This window comes from [Bacillus] caldolyticus (assembly GCF_003595605.1).
GTDB lineage: Bacteria > Bacillota > Bacilli > Bacillales > Anoxybacillaceae > Geobacillus > Geobacillus thermoleovorans.
The window spans coordinates 2,088,583-2,106,673 of record NZ_CP025074.1; the positions used below are offsets into that span (position 1 = coordinate 2,088,583).

Genomic DNA, 18,091 nt, shown 5'->3' on the forward strand with positions numbered 1-18,091 from the left:
AAGGAGAGGCTGAAAGAGGTCGTTATTTCACAGGAATGAATTTTAATTTTTTCAAGGAGCCATTTTGGAATTTTTTGCTTAAAATATAATCGATAAAGGCTTTGTCCGCACCTTTGGCTTCCCCTTTGGTCAGTAAGTATCCATAGCCGTAAAAGATGTATTTGCCGCTTTTGGCATTAGCTGTGGTTGCTTTGACACCGTTGATGCTGACGGCTTTAATTCCGCCTTTCACATAAGCCAAATCAACAAATCCAATCGCGTTTGGATTCGACGCAACGGCATTCACCATATCCCCTGATTTTTGCACTTCTTTATAGTTATCTCCTGTCGTTTTGATCATATGGCCGTCCATGATTTTGTCTTCAAAATTGACGCGTGTTCCAGATCCTTTGGCTCGGTTGATGACGACGATTTCTTCATCTTTTCCACCTAATTGTTTCCAATTTTTGATTTTCCCTTCATAGATATCTTGGATTTGTTCGACGGACAGGTTGCTGACGGGATTGCCTTTGTTGACAATGACAGCAAACGGAATTTTGGCAATTTTGTATGCTTTTAATCCTTTGTAAGCAGGGAACCCTCCGACCGCTTTAGTGGCATCCCAGTCGCATGCTCCGATGGTGGCGACTCCTTTTGTGACTGACTGCGGGCCGGCGATGGAAGAAGAGCCGGAAACCACAATTTTGACTTTTGGATGGCTCTTTTTAAATTCTTTTGCCGCTTGTTGAGTTAACGGCAACAAAGCGGTGGAGCCGGCAATCACGATTTTTCCGGATACTTCAGCGGCATCGGCGCGATGCTCGGTGGCCAAGGCGGCTCCAAGCAACAAGGTAGATGACAAAACAGCAGAAATGACTCTTTTCCATAATGTGCTGCGTTTCATAAATCTCCCTCCATCCTCATTTTGTAAGATTCATCCATGAACCATGGCGAAGAAGAGATACGTTTTCTCCACCGTCGGTTGCCATCGTTACCGCAATTTGATCGTCATATGGCGATGGCGCAATCGAGGTGATTTCATGTTTCGTCCTTCCTATTATTTTCCATGATTTGGTAGATGGATCGAAGCAGCGGATGGTGTAAAGGCCGTTTGCTTCAACAACAACGTAAATACGGCTTTTGACCACCGCCATGTCAATGATGTTCTGCTTATCAAGCAATGTTTGTTCTACTCCGTTCCGGATCATTTTCAATGATGGCGGACTCATGTCATCATCCGTTGCGCTTACATATACGATGTCATGGTTTGATAGAAACGCGCTGTCAACCTTATTGTCTGACGATGAAGTGAGTGGTGTTGGCTGTTTTGTTGGTGAAGACAGGTCGACAAGAATCAGCTGCGGATCTGTTCCGCTTGTATCAATGGAATCGACATCGGTTCTTTGATCGTCCGTGTAATTCGTTTTCCCTTCATTCGCTACTGTGTATAATAACTTTGTTCCATCGGGAGAAAGACGAAGATCTGTTTTGTACTTCACTTTGTCATCAATAATCTTGGTGATGGTTCCATTGTCTAAGGCAACGACTGCGACCGCCTCATTGTTGCTGCCGTAAATGCAATAGAGTGAGCGGCCATCGCTGGACCAAACGAGGTCGGTTTTGACCTCATCGTCTTCGCCGATTTGTTGGACCGTATTGGAAACGAGGTCTATGACAAACAAATGACCGTTTTCATCGACGTAAGCCGCTTTTTTCCCATCAGGTGATAACGTAAGATCCATTTCGTTGATGGAACGGAGAGCCGTTCGCGAGCGAATGTCCAAAAGCAGTGAAGAGGCTTCATCCGGTCGGCTGATGAGCAATGTATTTTGATTGATCCATTGTGGATGGATGCTCGTTCCTTTGATGAAACCAGACGTGGCGATAAATCGCTCTTGCTCCTCGATCTCTCCCCCTAGTGCATAGACGATGGCGGACAGATTGATGTACGGCACTCCATTTTGAATGAATGGCGCGGTCGGCAAGGAGGTTTTTTTGCCGCCGGCGTTTAATACATAACTAAACGGATTGAATATAATAGTTCTATTTCCTTTTTTGACCTTAACCATGCTCGTTTTTTTGTCAACGTGCACAGTAGCGCCAAAAGCAGCGGCAACATCATTGACTGAATAAAAAGATGTTTGTCCTAACACGAGACCGTGAATCGTAGCTGTGGAGCCGTTCACTTGCCATGTCTCGCGAAATGGGCGAAAGCTGCCGGATGTCGACACGATGGCGACACCAGCCTCTGCTTTCCATTGTCCACCTAAGAGAGCGGCGATTTGCTTCGCATCGACGTATAGTTCTTGACCAAAACGCTGTGGGGCGACAGACAATGAAATGGATTTGCCATTCACCAATGCCGCTTTTTTCCCCGTCTGAAGCACAATCCGTATGTTAGGAGATGTGCGTCGAATTTCGTAATATTGGTGTTTTGGATCATACCGATAATCGGCTGAAAACAGCTTGGCCATATCGCTCCCCGCCAATAAAACAGTTCCTGAACGATGGAGCGAACGGACCGTCATCAAATTGCCGTTGACATTGACAATATAGTGAGACGCGGCTGTATTCTTTTTCGCTGCGGCATAGGCATGTCCATCGAGAGCCGGCCACGATGAGGGGAGAGCCGTCAGCAAAGCTGTCGCCATGACAGTTCCGGCAATGATTTTTTTCACGAGAGCCTCTCCTTTCTATTTTTCCTTTGGCATGAGAAGCGGGTTTCATGGTTTGCTGGAAGGTGATCCTCCTTTCCGTTCAAAGGATTTAAGAAATTTTTCCTAAGCATAAACGATTATACGAGAAAAGTGTAAAAGGAATATTTTGTTTTGTTTAAAGTGTATTAATATTTTGTTTTTTCTGTGTTAATTTCAAGATTCATTTTGACGACTTTTCCAGCCTCGCGCAAACTTATGCTGCCGCTCAACGTCGTGGATCATGCTGATGGCCAGCAGCGACAGGTTTTGGAGTTTCGCGATCTCCACTTCTCTTGACATTGACAGAATTGCTTGGTGAAGATTTGGATGTTTTGAAGAAAAATAAACCCGCCTCGACATGGACGGGTTTTTTCTGTCAATCCAAATACTTCTCGCATAACGATACAAACTTTCCATCTGACTTTAGCCCTTCCAAAATGCTTCTCAACATTGCACTTCTTTTGGGAAGCTGCTTCTCGAACTCTGCCACAAATGTATCCTTGTCCCACTGTGATTGGCCAGCGTGATAAAACAGCTTTTCCAGGCGTTCCAACTCGTCGGCAGTAAAGCCAGTGGCTAAGGCCAGAATCGCAAAGCTTTTGTGCTCCTTGTTCACCATATCTAAGAGTAACGTAATTGCATCGGTGGCTAGACTCAATTTTGCTTCAAGATCCTTGATTCTTTCCTCGTTCATAAGCACCGTCCTTTTATCGATTTGTTTATTCCAATGAATACTATAACAAAGTGGGTGCACAGGTGGGTGATTTTCTTTTATAATAAATATGTCTTTACATTGATAATGACAGGAGGATACACATGAACCAAACCGCGATTTCCCAGCGCAAGCTGTTAGGCATCGCCGGTCTCGGTTGGCTGTTTGACGCCATGGACGTCGGGATGCTGTCGTTTTTGATGGCGGCCTTGCAAAAAGACTGGAATTTGACGGCCAGCCAAGTCGGCTGGATCGGCAGCGTCAACTCGATCGGCATGGCGGTCGGGGCGCTCGTGTTCGGGCTGCTCGCCGACCGGATTGGCCGGAAAAATGTTTTCATTGTCACATTGTTATTATTCTCGATCGGCAGCGGACTGTCGGCGCTGACGACGACGTTGGCGGCGTTTTTGGCGCTCCGCTTTTTGATCGGCATGGGGCTTGGCGGTGAGTTGCCGGTCGCGTCAACGCTCGTTTCGGAGGCGGTGCCGGCTAAAGACCGCGGCCGGGTTGTCGTGCTGCTTGAGAGCTTTTGGGCTGGCGGGTGGCTGCTGGCGGCGCTCATCTCGTATTTCGTCATACCAGTTTACGGCTGGCGGACGGCGTTATGGCTGGCGGCGATTCCAGCGCTGTATGCGATCTATTTGCGCCTCCGTCTGCCTGATTCGCCGCGGTTTGCGGCCGCGCAAAAAGAGGAGACGGTGTGGAGCAATATCGTCAAAGTATGGTCCGCTCCCCATCGGAAAGAGACGGTCATGCTTTGGCTCCTTTGGTTTTGCGTCGTCTTTTCGTATTACGGCATGTTTTTATGGCTGCCGAGCGTCATGGTGATGAAAGGGTTTAGTTTAATTAAAAGCTTTGAATATGTGCTCATCATGACGCTGGCGCAATTGCCCGGCTATTTCAGCGCCGCATGGCTGATCGAGCGGGCGGGGCGGAAATTTGTCTTGGTTGCGTACTTGCTTGGCACCGCATTGAGCGCCTACTTTTTCGGCACGGCCGAGTCGCTCGTTGGGCTGATGGCATCCGGCATTTTCTTGTCGTTTTTCAACTTGGGCGCCTGGGGAGCGCTGTATGCCTATACACCGGAGCAGTATCCGACATCGATCCGTGCGACAGGCGCCGGCATGGCGGCGGCGTTTGGCCGCATCGGCGGCATTTTCGGCCCGCTGTTGGTCGGCTCGCTTGTCGCCCAAGGGGTGTCGGTGACGATGATTTTCACGCTGTTTTGCCTCGCTGTTCTTGTCGCCGTTCTTTCTGTCGCCGTCCTCGGCAAAGAGACGAAGCAGCAAGAGCTCGCTTAAGTTGACAAATCAAACGGAGGGCTATACCTTAAGGGTAAGCCCTTTTTTGTTCGGATCATGAAGAGAGGCGGTGGATTCCTTGCGCCCGTTCGTATCGGTCGTCATCCCGACGTACAATCGCCCGTATCCGCTTGCCGAGCTGCTCGAGGCGTTGAGCCGGCAGACATACCGCCATTTTGAGGTGATCATTGTCAATGACGGCGGCATCCCCGTTCATGATGTCGTCGTCTTGTACCCGGAGCTTGACATCCGTCTCATCGACCGCCGCGACAACGAAGGACATGTCGCCGCCCGCAACGAAGGCGTCAAGGCGGCGCGTGGCGACCTCATCATGCTTTGCGACGACGATGACCTCGTGCTGCCGTGCCATCTCGAGCGGATGGTCACAGCGCTTCGTGACGCCGATTTTGCCTATGCCGATGCGGAAATTGTCCAGTATCGGGTGGAAAACGACCAGCGCGTTCCATCCGCCCGTTTTTTATTTGCCTATGAGTATGATTTGGAAGCGATGCGTACGTTTTCGACGTACGTCCCGTCTGGAAGCGTGTATCGAAAATCGCTCCATGACGAGATCGGCTGCTTTGACACGACTGTCCACCATTATTGGGACTGGGACTTCTTTTTGCGGGCCGCCTCTGTATGCCGCGTCACCCGTGTTGCGGCGGCGACCGTGTTGTACGCGTTCAGCCCGGACGGCGACAACGTGTCGCGACATATGAACGACAAGCGGCGCCAATATTTGCGGCGGCTGTGTGAGAAGCATGGGCTTGGGGACTTGCCGATGAAAAATTTTTGGCTCTTGCTTGACGAGCCGGAAGTCGCGAAGCGCCGGGCGAAAAGCGAAGTCATCTGGGACGGGAAGCCCGTCGTGTCGCGGTTTTGGGCGCAAAAAAATGCGAGCGACCATTGACATAGGTCTTTCTGGTTTGCTATGATAGTGGACAAAATCATATATGGATCGCGATGACGGATCAATAGTAGTTAACCCTCTCTTCCCAAGCGAGCCGGGGGCGGTGGGAGCCCGGTGAAGACGGTTAATGAAACGGCAGTCCGGAGCGAACATGACGAAAGTGGGTGCGCGTTTGGCGCATCAACTAGGGTGGAACCGCGGGAGCTACGCTCTCGTCCCTAGGCACAAGGCCTAGGGGCGAGGGCGTTTTTCATGGTAACAAATGATGAATGGAGGAGGATGAACAGATGGCTGTGACAATGGAAGAAATCGTTGCCCACGCCAAGCATCGTGGCTTCGTGTTTCCGGGCTCGGAAATTTACGGCGGGCTGGCGAACACGTGGGATTACGGCCCGCTTGGCGTCGAGCTGAAAAACAACATCAAACGGGCGTGGTGGAAAAAGTTCGTCCAAGAGTCACCGTACAACGTCGGGCTTGACGCCGCCATTTTAATGAACCCGAGAACGTGGGAAGCGTCCGGTCACTTAGGCAACTTCAACGATCCGATGGTCGACTGCAAACAGTGCAAAGCGCGCCACCGCGCCGACAAGCTGATTGAGAAGGCGCTCGAGGAAAAAGGGATCGAGATGATCGTTGACGGGTTGCCGCTTGCCAAGATGGATGAACTCATCAAGGAATACGACATCGCCTGCCCGGAATGCGGCAGCCGCGATTTCACGAACGTGCGCCAGTTCAACTTAATGTTTAAAACGTACCAAGGCGTCACCGAGTCGAGCGCCAACGAAATTTATTTGCGTCCAGAGACAGCGCAAGGCATTTTCGTCAACTTCAAAAACGTCCAGCGCACGATGCGCAAAAAATTGCCGTTTGGCATCGCGCAAATCGGCAAAAGCTTCCGCAACGAGATTACGCCGGGCAACTTCACGTTCCGCACGCGCGAATTCGAACAGATGGAGCTCGAGTTTTTCTGCAAGCCCGGTGAGGAGCTGCAATGGTTTGACTATTGGAAACAGTTTTGCAAGGACTGGCTGCTGTCGCTCGGCATGAAGGAGGATAACATCCGCCTGCGCGACCATGCGAAAGAAGAGTTGTCCCACTACAGCAACGCCACGACGGACATCGAGTACCATTTCCCGTTCGGCTGGGGCGAGCTGTGGGGCATCGCGTCGCGCACGGATTACGATTTGAAGCGGCATATGGAATACTCGGGCGAGGACTTCCATTATCTCGACCAAGAAACGAACGAGCGCTACATCCCGTACTGCATTGAGCCGTCGCTTGGCGCTGACCGCGTCACGCTGGCGTTTATGATCGACGCCTATGACGAAGAAGAGCTGGAAGACGGCACGACGAGAACGGTGATGCACTTGCATCCGGCGCTTGCGCCGTACAAAGCGGCTGTCTTGCCGCTGTCGAAAAAGCTCGCGGACGGGGCGCACCGCATTTATGAAGAGCTGGTGAAACATTTCATGGTCGACTATGACGAAACCGGCTCGATCGGCAAGCGGTACCGCCGCCAAGATGAAATCGGCACGCCGTTTTGCATCACGTACGACTTTGAGTCTGAACAAGACGGCCAAGTGACCGTGCGCGACCGCGACACGATGGAGCAAGTGCGGCTGCCGATTGGGGAGCTCAAAGCCTTTTTAGAGGAAAAAATCGCCTTTTGATGCCATGAACGCCGGGGCAGCGACGAAACCCCGGCGTTTTTTTAACAACCCATACGCCGCAAGTCCCCCGCCTCTAAGCGAAGCGTAGGCGGGGGATACGCGGCGTCCTTTTTTTTACTTTTGATCAAAAAAGTAAAAAATGGGAGAATCGATGAAAAAAGGCTCTTCACCAAAAGTTGTACTTGATTTTTTCTGAACATACTCTATTTACGCTTGTGAGGGAAAATCAACAAATCAGTGATTTTTGCACATCTTTGGGCAGGAAACCGTATTGCTTGTCAAGTACATGTTGTGGTGAAGAGCCAAAAAAATTCAAAAAAATAGATGGATGTTCGCTGTATATAATGGTAAAATAAGAGTATAGACGAGTTTCTGCATGGATCAAGGGGGTTCACCATGATGGAAGGGAAACCGATTTACTACGATGGAAGCGGCCATCCGCTTGGCGATGACGAAAGCGTTATCAAAAGCGAACCGTTTACGCTCACCGATGAGATACGAAAACAAATCAGCGGCAACCCGTTTGTCGTGGAACAAAGCGAGTAACATTGCCTTGGAGAAAGGCAATTTTTTTTTTGCGGTCAAATCGTTTGCCAAATGTGTCGGATCTTTATATAATTATCTCTTGTTGGAGATATTTGAATTCAAAATAAGTGAATGCTGCTTGAACAAAGTGCAAACACTAAAGTGCCGAGATCATCACGAAAGGAAGTATGCATCATGACAAACGTATTGTACATCACCGCCCATCCGCACGACGACACGCAGTCTTACAGCATGGCGGTCGGAAAAGCGTTTATCGACACATACAAACAAGTGCATCCGGATCATGAAGTCATTCATCTCGACTTATACAAGGAATACATTCCGGAAATCGACGTCGACGTGTTCAGCGGCTGGGGCAAACTTCGCTCCGGGAAATCGTTTGAAGAGCTGTCTGACGAAGAAAAAGCGAAAGTCGGGCGGATGAACGAGCTGTGCGAGCAGTTTATTTCCGCCGACAAATACGTATTCGTCACGCCGATGTGGAACTTTTCGTTCCCGCCTGTGTTGAAAGCGTACATTGACGCCGTGGCGGTCGCCGGCAAGACGTTTAAATATACGGAACAAGGGCCGGTCGGATTGCTTACTGATAAAAAAGCGCTCCACATTCAAGCGCGCGGCGGTTTCTACTCCGAAGGCCCGGCGGCGGAAATGGAAATGGGCCATCGGTATTTAAGCGTCATCATGCAATTTTTCGGTGTTCCGTCATTTGAAGGGTTGTTTGTCGAAGGGCATGCGGCGGTGCCGGAAAAGGCGGAAGAAATTAAAGCGAACGCCATCGCTCGGGCGAAAGACTTGGCGCACACGTTTTAACGGGAGGCCGAGTATTGCGCGGGAAATGGCTGCAAACTTGGCCTGGGAGCCTCTTCATCCGGAGAGGCTCCTTTTTTATTGGACAAACCAAACGGCCGTGACGTTCATATACGCTGGCGGGGAGCCGTATGGTATAATAAGCCATATAGAATGAAGAGTGGAGGTTCCTTGTTGGTGAAGGAATACGAACGATATCGCCTGGTGCGTCTGCACAGCGCGATGGCCGTGCTGGCGGCCGGAATGTTTGGCTTGCTTCTGTTTGTGGCCGGCCGGCTGCCTGTTTCGCCTGGATTCTATCATTCTATTCATCTTGCCTTAGGGCTCGCCGTGATGGTCGTTTGCTGGCTTGTCGCCGTGCAAGGATGGTCTGTGTTTCCGCATACGTTGTCAATGGAGCGGCTGATGATGGGGGCGCTGTTTTTCTCCTCAGGCTTGTTGTTTTCGCTGCATGTTGTCTTGTCTTTTGCATCTGATGGTGTGGAAGCGTCCCCTTTTTCGCTCTCGGCCCGATTGACGCTTGCCTGGGGGCTTCTTTTTCTGTTTTCGCGCCGCGATGAGGTGATGGAGCGGAGGAGCGGGCAACGGTGGCAAGCGTTTTTCGCCGCTTTTGCTTATGCGGCGGTCGTTGGGCTATTCATCCATTGGGTAGCGCCACTTTGGCCGGGAGACGGGACAAGCCGCTGGCCGCTCTGGTGGAAGGCCGGCGAAGGGATTGCCGGTTTGCTCGATGCGGGCGCCGCTTTGCTTGTATGGCGTCGTTGGCGGCAAGGGAGTTCCCGATCCTTCCTGTACTGGCTGCTGGCGTTATGGTGGTTTGCCCTCGGCCAATGGCTGCTTATGCTTGGCGGCGGCCATGCGCTATGGGGGCAGCTGTATGAAATGGCCGGATTTTTGTATGTCGTGCGTGCAATGTACGTCGAGACGGTCGAAAAACCGTACGTGGAGCTGAAACAGCACAAACAGCAGCTGGAAATGATGGCGAACGCCCTTGGCGAGGGATTGATGATGTTAAACCGCGACGGCCGGATCGTATGGATGAACCCGGAAGCGGGCCGTTTGCTTGGCCTTGATCCGGAGGAAGCGAAAGGGAAGCCGCTGTTTTCCTTTGTCTCGCTCGCCGGGCCGGATGGGTCCGCGTGGGACTGGAAGCGGCTGCGCCGTGTTGTCAAACAGCTGAAAAGCGGCGAGGTGATTCGCGTCGAGGAGGAGCCGTTTCGCCGCCATGACGGCGTGTGCCTGCCGGTCGGCTACACGCTGGCGCCGGTGATGGAAAACGGTGCGCTGACAGGGCTTGTCGCCGTTTTGCGCGACATGACGGAGAAAAAAGAAAAAGAGCGGCTCGAGCGCGAGAGGGAACAGCTCGACTTTGAACTGTCGCTTGCCGCGAATATGCAACGGGCGCTTTTGCAGACATCGTCGAAGGCGGATTTGCCTTCGTACGTCGACATCAGCGTCCTCAGCGTCCCTGCCCGAGTGTTGAGCGGCGATTTCTACCACTTTGTCGTCCATCAAACATCGGTCTCAGCTTGCATTGCCGATGTATCGGGAAAAGGGATTCCAGCGGCAATGCTCATGACGCTGATGAAATTTATTCTGGACCGGACCGTTCATTACGGAACGCAGCCGCACGTGTATCTTGACCTGCTGAACCGATTCGCCTACGACTACACCGAGCCGTCGATGTTTGTCACGATGTTTGTCGGCAATTACAACGAAAAGACGCATACGTTCTCGTACGCGTGCGCTGGGCACGAACCGGCGCTTTGGTACCGGGCGAAAACGAAACAATGCGTGCCGCTTCACGCGAAAGGGTGCGCGCTCGGGTTGTTTCCGCAATTTTCGTTTGAGACGAAGTCGGTAGTGCTCGAGCCGGGTGATTTTGTGCTGCTGTACACCGATGGGGTGACCGAAAAACGCGGCGAAGAGGCGGACGATGATTTTTCCGTCCTCGCCTCGATGGTTGCCCGCGTCAATTTGGACCAGCCGGCAGCGCAAATCGTCCGCGATTTGTACGAGCATATCAAGGCGTACCACCAATACGCACAAAAAGACGACCAGACGTTGTTGTTGCTCCGCCGCCGCTGATGCCGCCCTAGCCGGCCGGCGGCGGCGTTTTTGGCTGTTACGACGGGTAGGCAGCGGCCAGCTGCCGTTTCAGCTTTTCGATCGCCCGCTTTTGAATGCGGCTGATCGTCATTTGCGAGACGCCAAGCCGTTCAGCGAGCGACCGTTGCGTCTCGCCGCGGCGGAAGACGGCGTCGATGACGATTTGTTCTTGCTCGCTCAGTTTGCCGATCGCCTGCTCTAAATCCATTCGCTCGATCAGCGACTCGATTTCGTTCGCTTCATCCGCGACGAATTCACCGATCGTCGTCGCATCCTTTTCCCCGTCTTGCACCGGGGCGTCGAGCGAAATCGCCTGGTAATGGTCGCGGCCGGCTAAAATCTCGATCGTCTCTTCCACCGATAAGCCTAAATGGGCGGCAATTTCATCTATGTTCGGCGACCGCTCGAGCTTGACGGTCAGTTCGTCGATGGCTTGCTGCACTTTGCTTCCTTTCTCTTTCACCCGGCGCGGCACTTGGATATACCACGCTTTGTCGCGCAAATAGTTTTTCATATAGCCGATCAAGCTTTTCATCGCATACGATTCAAAGTTTGTTCCTTGGTTCGGGTCGTAATGGTCAAGAAGGCGCAAAAACGACAGCCGGCCGACTTGAAACAAGTCTTCGTAAAAATCAGGGCGGCTGCGCGCCATTTTTTTCGCTGCGGCCGCAATGAGCGGCTCAAAACGCACGAGCAACGCTGTCGCCGCTTCTTCCGTCTTCGTTTGTTGATAGGCGGAAATAAGGGCGTCAAGCTTGCTCTTGGACAGAGGAGGGGGATATACAGTCATGGGCATGCTCTCCTTCGCCGTGAAGGCGGAATTTCGTCAGGCGGACTTCCGTTCCGCCTTTGGTCGTGACGCGGACGTCATCCATGAGCGCTTCCATTAAAAAGAGGCCGAGGCCGCCGACTTTCACATCTTGGAGTGGCTTGCCGGACAGCGACGCCGCCTGTTTGATCGCCCGTTTGTAGTCAAACCCTTTTCCCTCATCTTTAATGACGATGGAAAGCGCATCGGCGCTCATCTCAAAACGGAGGTGAATATCGCCGCTTCTTCCGTTGTAGGCGTGAAGCACGACGTTGTTGCACGCTTCGGAGACGGCGACTTTCATATCTTCGATTTCTTCATAGGAAAATCCCATTTTGGCAGCCAGCCCGTATAACGTCAAACGCACGATGTCAAGAAACTGTGCATCGGCTGGAATCGACAGCTGTACGATCGTTTCGTGCTCTTTCATGATTGGCCTCCGATCCTTTCTGACGCATCGTTCATTTCGGAAAAAAAGTAGGATACTCCAGTTAAATCGAACAGACGCCGCACTTTCGGCGGCACGTTTTCAATGGCAAACGGCGCCCCGAGTTGATGCCGCGTTTTTAACAGCGCTACAAACATGCCGATCCCGGTGCTGTCAATATACGTTAAATCTTCGAGACGAAGAACGAGCGGTTTGGACGCATCGCCGGCGAGCGGTTCGACGGTGCGTTGAAATTGCTCGGCTGCCGCCAGGTCCAGTTCGCCTTTTATGTATACAACGTGCCGATCCGGCTGTTCGTCATGAACAAGACGGAATCGTTTCTGATCCATTTCTTTCACCCCACTGTGCGTTTGATGGATATCCCGTGTTGCGTTGGCGCCGACGGCTTAGCTTGTCCGGCCTTTGGCGTTTACGCTTTCTATACCCATATTTTATACTTGTTGAAACAGGGAATGTCGAATGAAAAGGGGACATGATGATGGAAAGATGGAAACAATGGGCGAAGAGAATAAAAAAGGAGATTTTTGTCCTCTATTCCGCCTGCCGCGACCGGCGTGTTCCGGTTTGGCTGCGGCAGGGGATTGGCGCATTTCCTGTTGGGGAAACAGGTTTCGCTATGGTTGCCTCAATCTGAACATTCACTTCGCTTTGACGCTGGTGTCTTTTGGGCTACAATGATAAAAGGGAAAAAGCCGATGGCAAAGGAGTTGCTCGCAATGCCGATTCTCAAAAACGACTGGGCTCCGCTGCTTGAAGAGGAGTTTCAAAAGCCGTACTACTTAAAGCTGCGCGAATTTTTAAAAGTGGAGTACCGAACGCGGACGATTTATCCGGATATGCACGATATTTTCAACGCCCTTCATTATACACCGTATGCAAACGTCAAAGTCGTGCTGCTCGGGCAAGATCCGTACCACGGCCCGGGGCAGGCGCACGGGTTGAGTTTTTCCGTCAAGCCCGGCGTACCGGTGCCGCCGTCATTAGTCAACATCTTCAAAGAGCTGCATGATGACCTTGGCTGCTACATACCAGATAACGGCTATCTCGTGAAATGGGCCGAGCAAGGGGTGTTATTGTTAAACACGGTGCTGACCGTCCGCCGCGGCCAGGCGAACTCCCACCGCGGCAAAGGGTGGGAACAATTCACCGACCGCGTCATTGAACTCGTCAATCAAAAAGACGATCCGGTCGTCTTTTTGCTTTGGGGCCGGAACGCTCAGGAGAAAAAAGAACGGATTACGAATCCGCGCCATCTGATTATTGAAGCGCCGCACCCGAGCCCGTTTTCCGCCGCGCGCGGCTTTTTCGGCCATCGCCCGTTTTCGCGGACGAACGCGTTTTTAACCAAGCACGGACGCGAACCGATCGATTGGCAAATCGAGAACATCGGCGCCCGCGCTGAATGAAGAAAGGGGGAAGACATCATGACGATCTCTTTGGCGGCGGTTGTCGCCAAAATGGAAGACGAATTGCGCAAGGCAAAGGCGGCCCATGACCCGCAGCGGGTGCGTGAACACGTCGCCGCCATTCGCGTTTTATGCGATTTGATGCTGGAAACGACAGGCCAGCCGCAGCCGTCCGTTCCGTCTGTCTCGACAGAGTCGCTTGCCGTCGGCGGGCCGATTTCGGTTGCTGGCGGGCTTTCGCTTGGGGGTGTTTCCGTCGGAGGACGTTCTCCCGACATTGACGATGAGGCGAACGGGGAGTCGTTGTTGGATTTTTGAGGGGGCAACGAAACACCGTGGAAAACGGTCTTCTCCACGGGGAATGTTGATCAACAGAACTCCGTTGAATCGCTTGCCTTTGTTTGCGCCAAAAAACAAGAAGCGGTTCACCGGCTTGGATGCGGGTCTTGCCGGTGGCGCTCCCGATTGACCGGTTCTGTCGAGTGAAGTGGCTGACATTCATTAGTAATTTGTTGTCGGGGAACATTCCCATTATATTAATGAATGAGGGAAAACAATCTTTAATTAGAAAGGCGGAACAGCTATGAAAACATTCGTCCTTCTCGGCGCGCTCAATGCGTTTTTAGCCGTCGCATTGGGAGCGTTTGGCGCGCACGGGCTTGAAGGGAAGATTCCGGATCGTTATTTGGAGATTTGGAAAACGGCGGTCCAATATCAGATGTTCCACGCATTAGGGCTGCTTGTTGTCGGATTGCTCGCTGGCAAGGCGCCAAATGTCGGGCTGATCGGTGCGGCGGGCTGGGTGATGTTCGCCGGCATCGTGTTGTTTTCCGGGAGCTTGTACGTATTAAGTGTAACGCAGATTAAGCCGCTTGGCGCGATCACTCCGTTTGGCGGCGTCGCTTTTTTGGTCGCCTGGGTGATGATCGGCTATGCGGCGTTGAAATGGCTGTAAGCGAAGCGCGGGCAAGGTGTACCCCGAACAGGAAATCACGCGCCGTCCCAATCATAGAAGGCACCTTTTTTGTTTCGTTTGCCACCATGATAGACAACTGGGCGTCAGCAACTTGTGATGGACGTCGCATCGGATGAAAAAAAGCAGGCTACCCTGGGGCAGCCTGCTCATCGAACATCGGTTTTGCGCTTGCACTCAGCGCGGCGAATAGGAGGCGAGCGGCGTGGCGGAGGCACCGGCAAACGGATATTCGTAGGCGATTTCTCCTTCAAACGTGACGTAATCGAGGTAAATCATCGGGATCAAATAGCGTGTGCCTGTTTGTGGGTCGCTTAAAATGACATGGTCACGTCCAGCCGCTTCAATGACGCCGCGAAACACCTTGGCATTCCACTCACGGTTGTTTTCAAACGTCGCATAGATAGTGGCGACTTTTCCTTTGTTTAACCGTAAAATGTTTTCAATGTACGATTCTTCAATCGGCAGCATCCCTGGAATCGATGGGCCGGTGGTGGTCGGCATCGGTGTCGGGGCCGTAAACGTCGGCGCCTGCAAACCGAACGTCGGAGCGGCGGCTGTCGCCGGCGTCACGGTTGGAGCGGCAGCCGCTTGCGGATAGTAATAATACGGGTACGCCGCCGGATAGTACGGCTGCGGATACGGATAGCCGTATGGATAGGATGCATACGGTTGTTGCCGTTCTTGACCGAACGGCGAATAATAAAATGATTGTTGCTCCTCATCAGGTGGATAAAATTGATTTTCTGGATTGTTCGGCATAAAGAACCCTCCTCAATATTAAGAATAGACGCGTGGGCAGTCGGATGGAGTCGGTGCAAAAAAGCAATGCGATTTGTAGCGGCCGACGTTCCACTGGCCAAACCATTGCGGTGGGCACGGTTGGCCTTCAGGTGGTTTAAAAAACCAAAGGGCGTTTGTCGCTGGGTGGTAGCGCCAACCGCGGAGCACTTGGCGGGCTAGGCCGATGTCCACTTCGCGCGCCCGTTGGTAAAAGTACCCTTTTTGCACCGCCTCAAAGCCGCCCGGGCTTTGAAACACCATTTGCCGGATAGAGCGGATGCCGCGGAAGTCAAGGCAGTCGGCGATGACGCGGTTGACGCCGACGTTGCCGACCATGAGCATCCCAAGCCGCCCGTCTCCTTCCGCTTCGGCTCGCATGAGCCGAGCCAACAACTTCACTTCCTCTTCTGTGTGGGCTACAATGGAGGGAGCGATCTGACCCATATCGTCACCTCAGTCGTTGTGAATTTCGACAGTAATAGGCTATTGATGGAACAGGAAAATGGTGACACACGAATAGAATGTTTCTGAAGAGATTTTCTGTTTTTATGTGTATGGAGCGGTCAGGCCGCATATGACAGAAAAGCGGGATGATTGTCCAAAAAGCAGCGAAAACGAAGCAAAGCCCCGTATCGTTCGGGGCTTTGCTTCATACATGGAGGAAAGAAGGCACCTTTTCCACTGGCAGCCGGGTGCCGACGAAAAATGAACCAAACTCGCCAAAGCGGGCGCTCACTTCATCAAAGCGCATTTCATAGACGAGCTTTTTGAACTGGAGTGCATCATCTGAAAACAAGGTGACGCCCCATTCAAAATCATCCAAGCCGACGGAGCCGGTGATGATTTGCGTCACTTTGCCGGCGTATTTTCGGCCGGTCATGCCGTGGGCGCGCATGAGTTCGCGCCGCTGTTCCATCGACAACATGTACCAGTTGTCGTTGCCTTGGCGCCGCTTGTCCATCGGATAGAAGCAAATGTAGTTCGTTTTCGGCAAAATTGGATACAAACGGCGGCGCACCTCTGGAATTTGGTACGGATCTTCGCTGCCGGACGCCAAGTAGTTGCTCAACTCCACGACCGAAACGTACGAATACGCAGGTAATAAATAGTCGGCGAGTTTCGTTTTGTTAAGCGCTGTTTCGATTTCATGCAGTTCATCCAGCGTCGGCCGCAAAATCATGAACAAAATATCGGCTTTTTGCCCGACGATCGTGTAGACGGCATGGCTTCCTTGCTTCTCGCTTTCCGTCGTCTCCCATTGGTCGACAAGCGCTAAAAACTCACTGATCGCTGCCTCGCGCTCTTCGTTTGGAAGTGTTTTCCACGCGCTCCAGTCGATCGTGCGGAAATCGTGCAAACAATACCAACCGTCCAACGTTTGGGCCGCTTCGCTCATCATCGTCACTCCTTTATTCAATCAATTGTACAGTACCACTATATCATAGTTTGGCCAAAAAAGCGGGTGTCAGCGCATCAAAGTGGAAGTAGACTGAATTGTGGCAAAAGGTGAATTATTTGTTGTAAGGGCTTACCTGCGTTGCGTTTCTGGCGAGAAGCGGTATGCTTAATAGTGGAAATGGCTTGTGGATGCCGAAATGAGCCGGGCGTGCCTTAACCGGGGCAGGCTGGCCCTAGCATAAGGAGGATTGGATCGTGACAACCGATTTATTTACGGCATTAAAAGCGAAAGTAACCGGTACGGGTCGAAAAATCGTGTTTCCCGAGGGAACCGATGACCGCATCTTAACGGCGGCGAGCCGTTTGGCGACGGAGCAAGTGCTTCAGCCGATCGTCCTTGGCGATGAGCAAGCGATAAGGGTGAAAGCAGCGGCGCTTGGCTTGCCGCTTGAAGGGGTGGAGATTGTCAACCCGCGCCGCTACGGCGGGTTTGATGAGCTGGTTTCGGCGTTTGTGGAGCGGCGCAAAGGGAAAGTGACAGAAGAAACGGCGCGCGAGTTGCTTTTCGATGAAAACTATTTCGGTACGATGCTCGTTTATATGGGAGCGGCCGACGGCCTCGTCAGCGGGGCGGCACATTCGACGGCGGATACGGTCCGACCAGCCTTGCAAATCATTAAAACGAAGCCAGGCGTTGGCAAAACGTCCGGCGTGTTCATCATGGTGCGCGGCGACGAAAAATATGTGTTTGCCGATTGCGCCATCAACATTGCTCCTAACAGTCAAGATTTGGCTGAAATCGCGGTCGAGAGCGCCCGGACGGCCAAAATGTTCGGCCTTACGCCGCGCGTGGCGCTGTTAAGCTTTTCCACGAAAGGGTCGGCCTCGTCGCCGGAGACGGAAAAAGTCGTTGAGGCGGTGCGGTTGGCGAAAGAAATGGCGCCGGATCTGATCCTTGACGGTGAGTTTCAATTTGACGCCGCGTTTGTGCCAGAGGTGGCGAAAAAGAAAGCGCCGGACTCGGTCATTCAAGGGGACGCAAATGTCTTTATTTTCCCGAGCCTTGAGGCGGGCAACATCGGTTACAAAATCGCCCAGCGCCTTGGCGGCTTTGAAGCGGTCGGCCCGATTTTGCAAGGGCTGAACAAGCCGGTCAACGACTTATCGCGCGGATGCAGCGCCGAAGACGCCTACAAGCTCGCGCTCATCACCGCGGCGCAGTCGCTTGGGGAGTAAAGAGGCGGCGAACTGAGCAAGAGGAGTCGGAACCGGTTCGTTTTGCCAAAGAATGGGCGATCTCTTGTTTCATGCATGGATTCGTGTCAAAGAAGGCGGCTGGCTGCTGTTTAGCCGCTTTCTTTTTTAACGGATTTCCGAAAGAAGTCTTCCATCTCAAGGAACGCGAAGGGTGTAACCCAGTGAGTAGGTGGGAGATGAATGTCGGTTGGCGTTAGCCAACGAATAGGATAGAATATGGCTAGAACGGACACCTTCGGAACGAAGGGAAGCGTAAAGGGTTCTTGTGTGTGGCTTACCGTTCGGCGA

Annotated in this window: 19 protein-coding genes; 10 read left to right on the top strand and 9 right to left on the bottom strand. The window is 52.4% G+C overall.

Annotated elements, in window-relative coordinates; translation table 11 throughout:
* Positions 1-22 precede the first annotated feature (22 nt).
* The 3 genes from CWI35_RS10885 to CWI35_RS10895 all read right to left on the bottom strand — a co-directional run bounded on the left by CWI35_RS10885 (position 23) and on the right by CWI35_RS10895 (position 3,369).
* A complete protein-coding gene (locus tag CWI35_RS10885) occupies positions 23-883 on the bottom strand; it encodes a phosphate ABC transporter substrate-binding protein (RefSeq protein WP_011232902.1) in 861 nt (286 codons plus the stop codon).
* Positions 884-899: 16 nt separating this feature from the next.
* On the bottom strand, positions 900-2,657 hold the full coding sequence (locus CWI35_RS10890; RefSeq protein WP_119877724.1) for a stalk domain-containing protein: 1,758 nt from the start codon (positions 2,655-2,657) through the stop codon (positions 900-902).
* Positions 2,658-3,051: 394 nt separating this feature from the next.
* Positions 3,052-3,369, bottom strand: coding sequence for a hypothetical protein (locus CWI35_RS10895; RefSeq protein ID WP_011232900.1), 318 nt, complete (start codon positions 3,367-3,369; stop codon positions 3,052-3,054).
* 122 nt (positions 3,370-3,491) lie between these two features.
* On the opposite strand from CWI35_RS10895, the gene CWI35_RS10900 reads away from it, so the two are divergent.
* From CWI35_RS10900 to CWI35_RS10920, 6 genes are all read left to right on the top strand, one after another.
* The gene (locus CWI35_RS10900) at positions 3,492-4,688 is read left to right on the top strand and encodes an MFS transporter (RefSeq protein WP_095860139.1); all 1,197 of its coding nucleotides are present in this window, start codon (positions 3,492-3,494) and stop codon (positions 4,686-4,688) included.
* 79 nt (positions 4,689-4,767) lie between these two features.
* Positions 4,768-5,598: a glycosyltransferase family 2 protein gene (locus CWI35_RS10905; protein ID WP_119877725.1), complete on the top strand. Its 831-nt coding sequence runs from the start codon at positions 4,768-4,770 to the stop codon at positions 5,596-5,598.
* A 287-nt stretch (positions 5,599-5,885) separates the two neighbouring features.
* A complete protein-coding gene (locus tag CWI35_RS10910; RefSeq protein ID WP_011232897.1) occupies positions 5,886-7,268 on the top strand; it encodes a glycine--tRNA ligase in 1,383 nt (460 codons plus the stop codon).
* 399 nt (positions 7,269-7,667) lie between these two features.
* Positions 7,668-7,814, top strand: a complete 147-nt coding sequence (locus tag CWI35_RS18280; RefSeq protein ID WP_162924016.1) for a hypothetical protein — start codon at positions 7,668-7,670, stop codon at positions 7,812-7,814.
* 174 nt (positions 7,815-7,988) lie between these two features.
* Positions 7,989-8,624: an FMN-dependent NADH-azoreductase gene (locus tag CWI35_RS10915; RefSeq protein WP_033015399.1), complete on the top strand. Its 636-nt coding sequence runs from the start codon at positions 7,989-7,991 to the stop codon at positions 8,622-8,624.
* Positions 8,625-8,798: 174 nt separating this feature from the next.
* Positions 8,799-10,709 (top strand): SpoIIE family protein phosphatase, encoded by a 1,911-nt coding sequence (locus CWI35_RS10920; RefSeq protein WP_119878012.1) that lies wholly within the window; start codon positions 8,799-8,801, stop codon positions 10,707-10,709.
* A gap of 37 nt (positions 10,710-10,746) precedes the next feature.
* Here CWI35_RS10920 and CWI35_RS10925 read toward each other — a convergent pair whose 3' ends face one another.
* Genes CWI35_RS10925 through CWI35_RS10935 form a run of 3 tightly spaced genes read right to left on the bottom strand, consistent with a single transcriptional unit; the run spans position 10,747 to position 12,315 of the window.
* Positions 10,747-11,520: a sigma-70 family RNA polymerase sigma factor gene (locus CWI35_RS10925; RefSeq protein WP_033011024.1), complete on the bottom strand. Its 774-nt coding sequence runs from the start codon at positions 11,518-11,520 to the stop codon at positions 10,747-10,749.
* Positions 11,480-11,968 carry an anti-sigma B factor RsbW gene (gene rsbW, locus CWI35_RS10930; protein ID WP_011232890.1) on the bottom strand — a complete coding sequence of 163 codons (489 nt, stop codon included), beginning with the start codon at positions 11,966-11,968 and terminating at the stop codon, positions 11,480-11,482. Before rsbW ends, CWI35_RS10925 begins: the two co-directional genes overlap by 41 nt.
* On the bottom strand, positions 11,965-12,315 hold the full coding sequence (locus CWI35_RS10935; RefSeq protein ID WP_033011022.1) for an STAS domain-containing protein: 351 nt from the start codon (positions 12,313-12,315) through the stop codon (positions 11,965-11,967). Before CWI35_RS10935 ends, rsbW begins: the two co-directional genes overlap by 4 nt.
* Positions 12,316-12,702: 387 nt before the next feature.
* On the opposite strand from CWI35_RS10935, the gene CWI35_RS10940 reads away from it, so the two are divergent.
* The 3 genes from CWI35_RS10940 to CWI35_RS10950 all read left to right on the top strand — a co-directional run bounded on the left by CWI35_RS10940 (position 12,703) and on the right by CWI35_RS10950 (position 14,347).
* Positions 12,703-13,392: a uracil-DNA glycosylase gene (locus CWI35_RS10940; RefSeq protein WP_119877726.1), complete on the top strand. Its 690-nt coding sequence runs from the start codon at positions 12,703-12,705 to the stop codon at positions 13,390-13,392.
* Between the two features lie 18 nt (positions 13,393-13,410).
* The gene (locus tag CWI35_RS10945) at positions 13,411-13,710 is read left to right on the top strand and encodes a YwdI family protein (protein ID WP_119877727.1); all 300 of its coding nucleotides are present in this window, start codon (positions 13,411-13,413) and stop codon (positions 13,708-13,710) included.
* Positions 13,711-13,975: 265 nt separating this feature from the next.
* Complete coding sequence (locus CWI35_RS10950) at positions 13,976-14,347, top strand: DUF423 domain-containing protein (protein ID WP_015376087.1); 372 nt, start codon at positions 13,976-13,978, stop codon at positions 14,345-14,347.
* Positions 14,348-14,542: 195 nt separating this feature from the next.
* Here the strand turns inward: CWI35_RS10950 and gerQ are convergent, their stop codons facing one another.
* From gerQ to hemQ, 3 genes are all read right to left on the bottom strand, one after another.
* Positions 14,543-15,127 (bottom strand): spore coat protein GerQ, encoded by a 585-nt coding sequence (gerQ, locus tag CWI35_RS10955; protein WP_020753868.1) that lies wholly within the window; start codon positions 15,125-15,127, stop codon positions 14,543-14,545.
* Between the two features lie 18 nt (positions 15,128-15,145).
* A complete protein-coding gene (locus CWI35_RS10960; protein WP_011232884.1) occupies positions 15,146-15,592 on the bottom strand; it encodes a cell wall hydrolase in 447 nt (148 codons plus the stop codon).
* A 205-nt stretch (positions 15,593-15,797) separates the two neighbouring features.
* Positions 15,798-16,544 (bottom strand): hydrogen peroxide-dependent heme synthase, encoded by a 747-nt coding sequence (gene hemQ / locus CWI35_RS10965; RefSeq protein WP_021321327.1) that lies wholly within the window; start codon positions 16,542-16,544, stop codon positions 15,798-15,800.
* 257 nt (positions 16,545-16,801) lie between these two features.
* On the opposite strand from hemQ, the gene pta reads away from it, so the two are divergent.
* A complete protein-coding gene (gene pta / locus CWI35_RS10970) occupies positions 16,802-17,782 on the top strand; it encodes a phosphate acetyltransferase (RefSeq protein WP_119877728.1) in 981 nt (326 codons plus the stop codon).
* Positions 17,783-18,091: the final 309 nt, after the last annotated feature.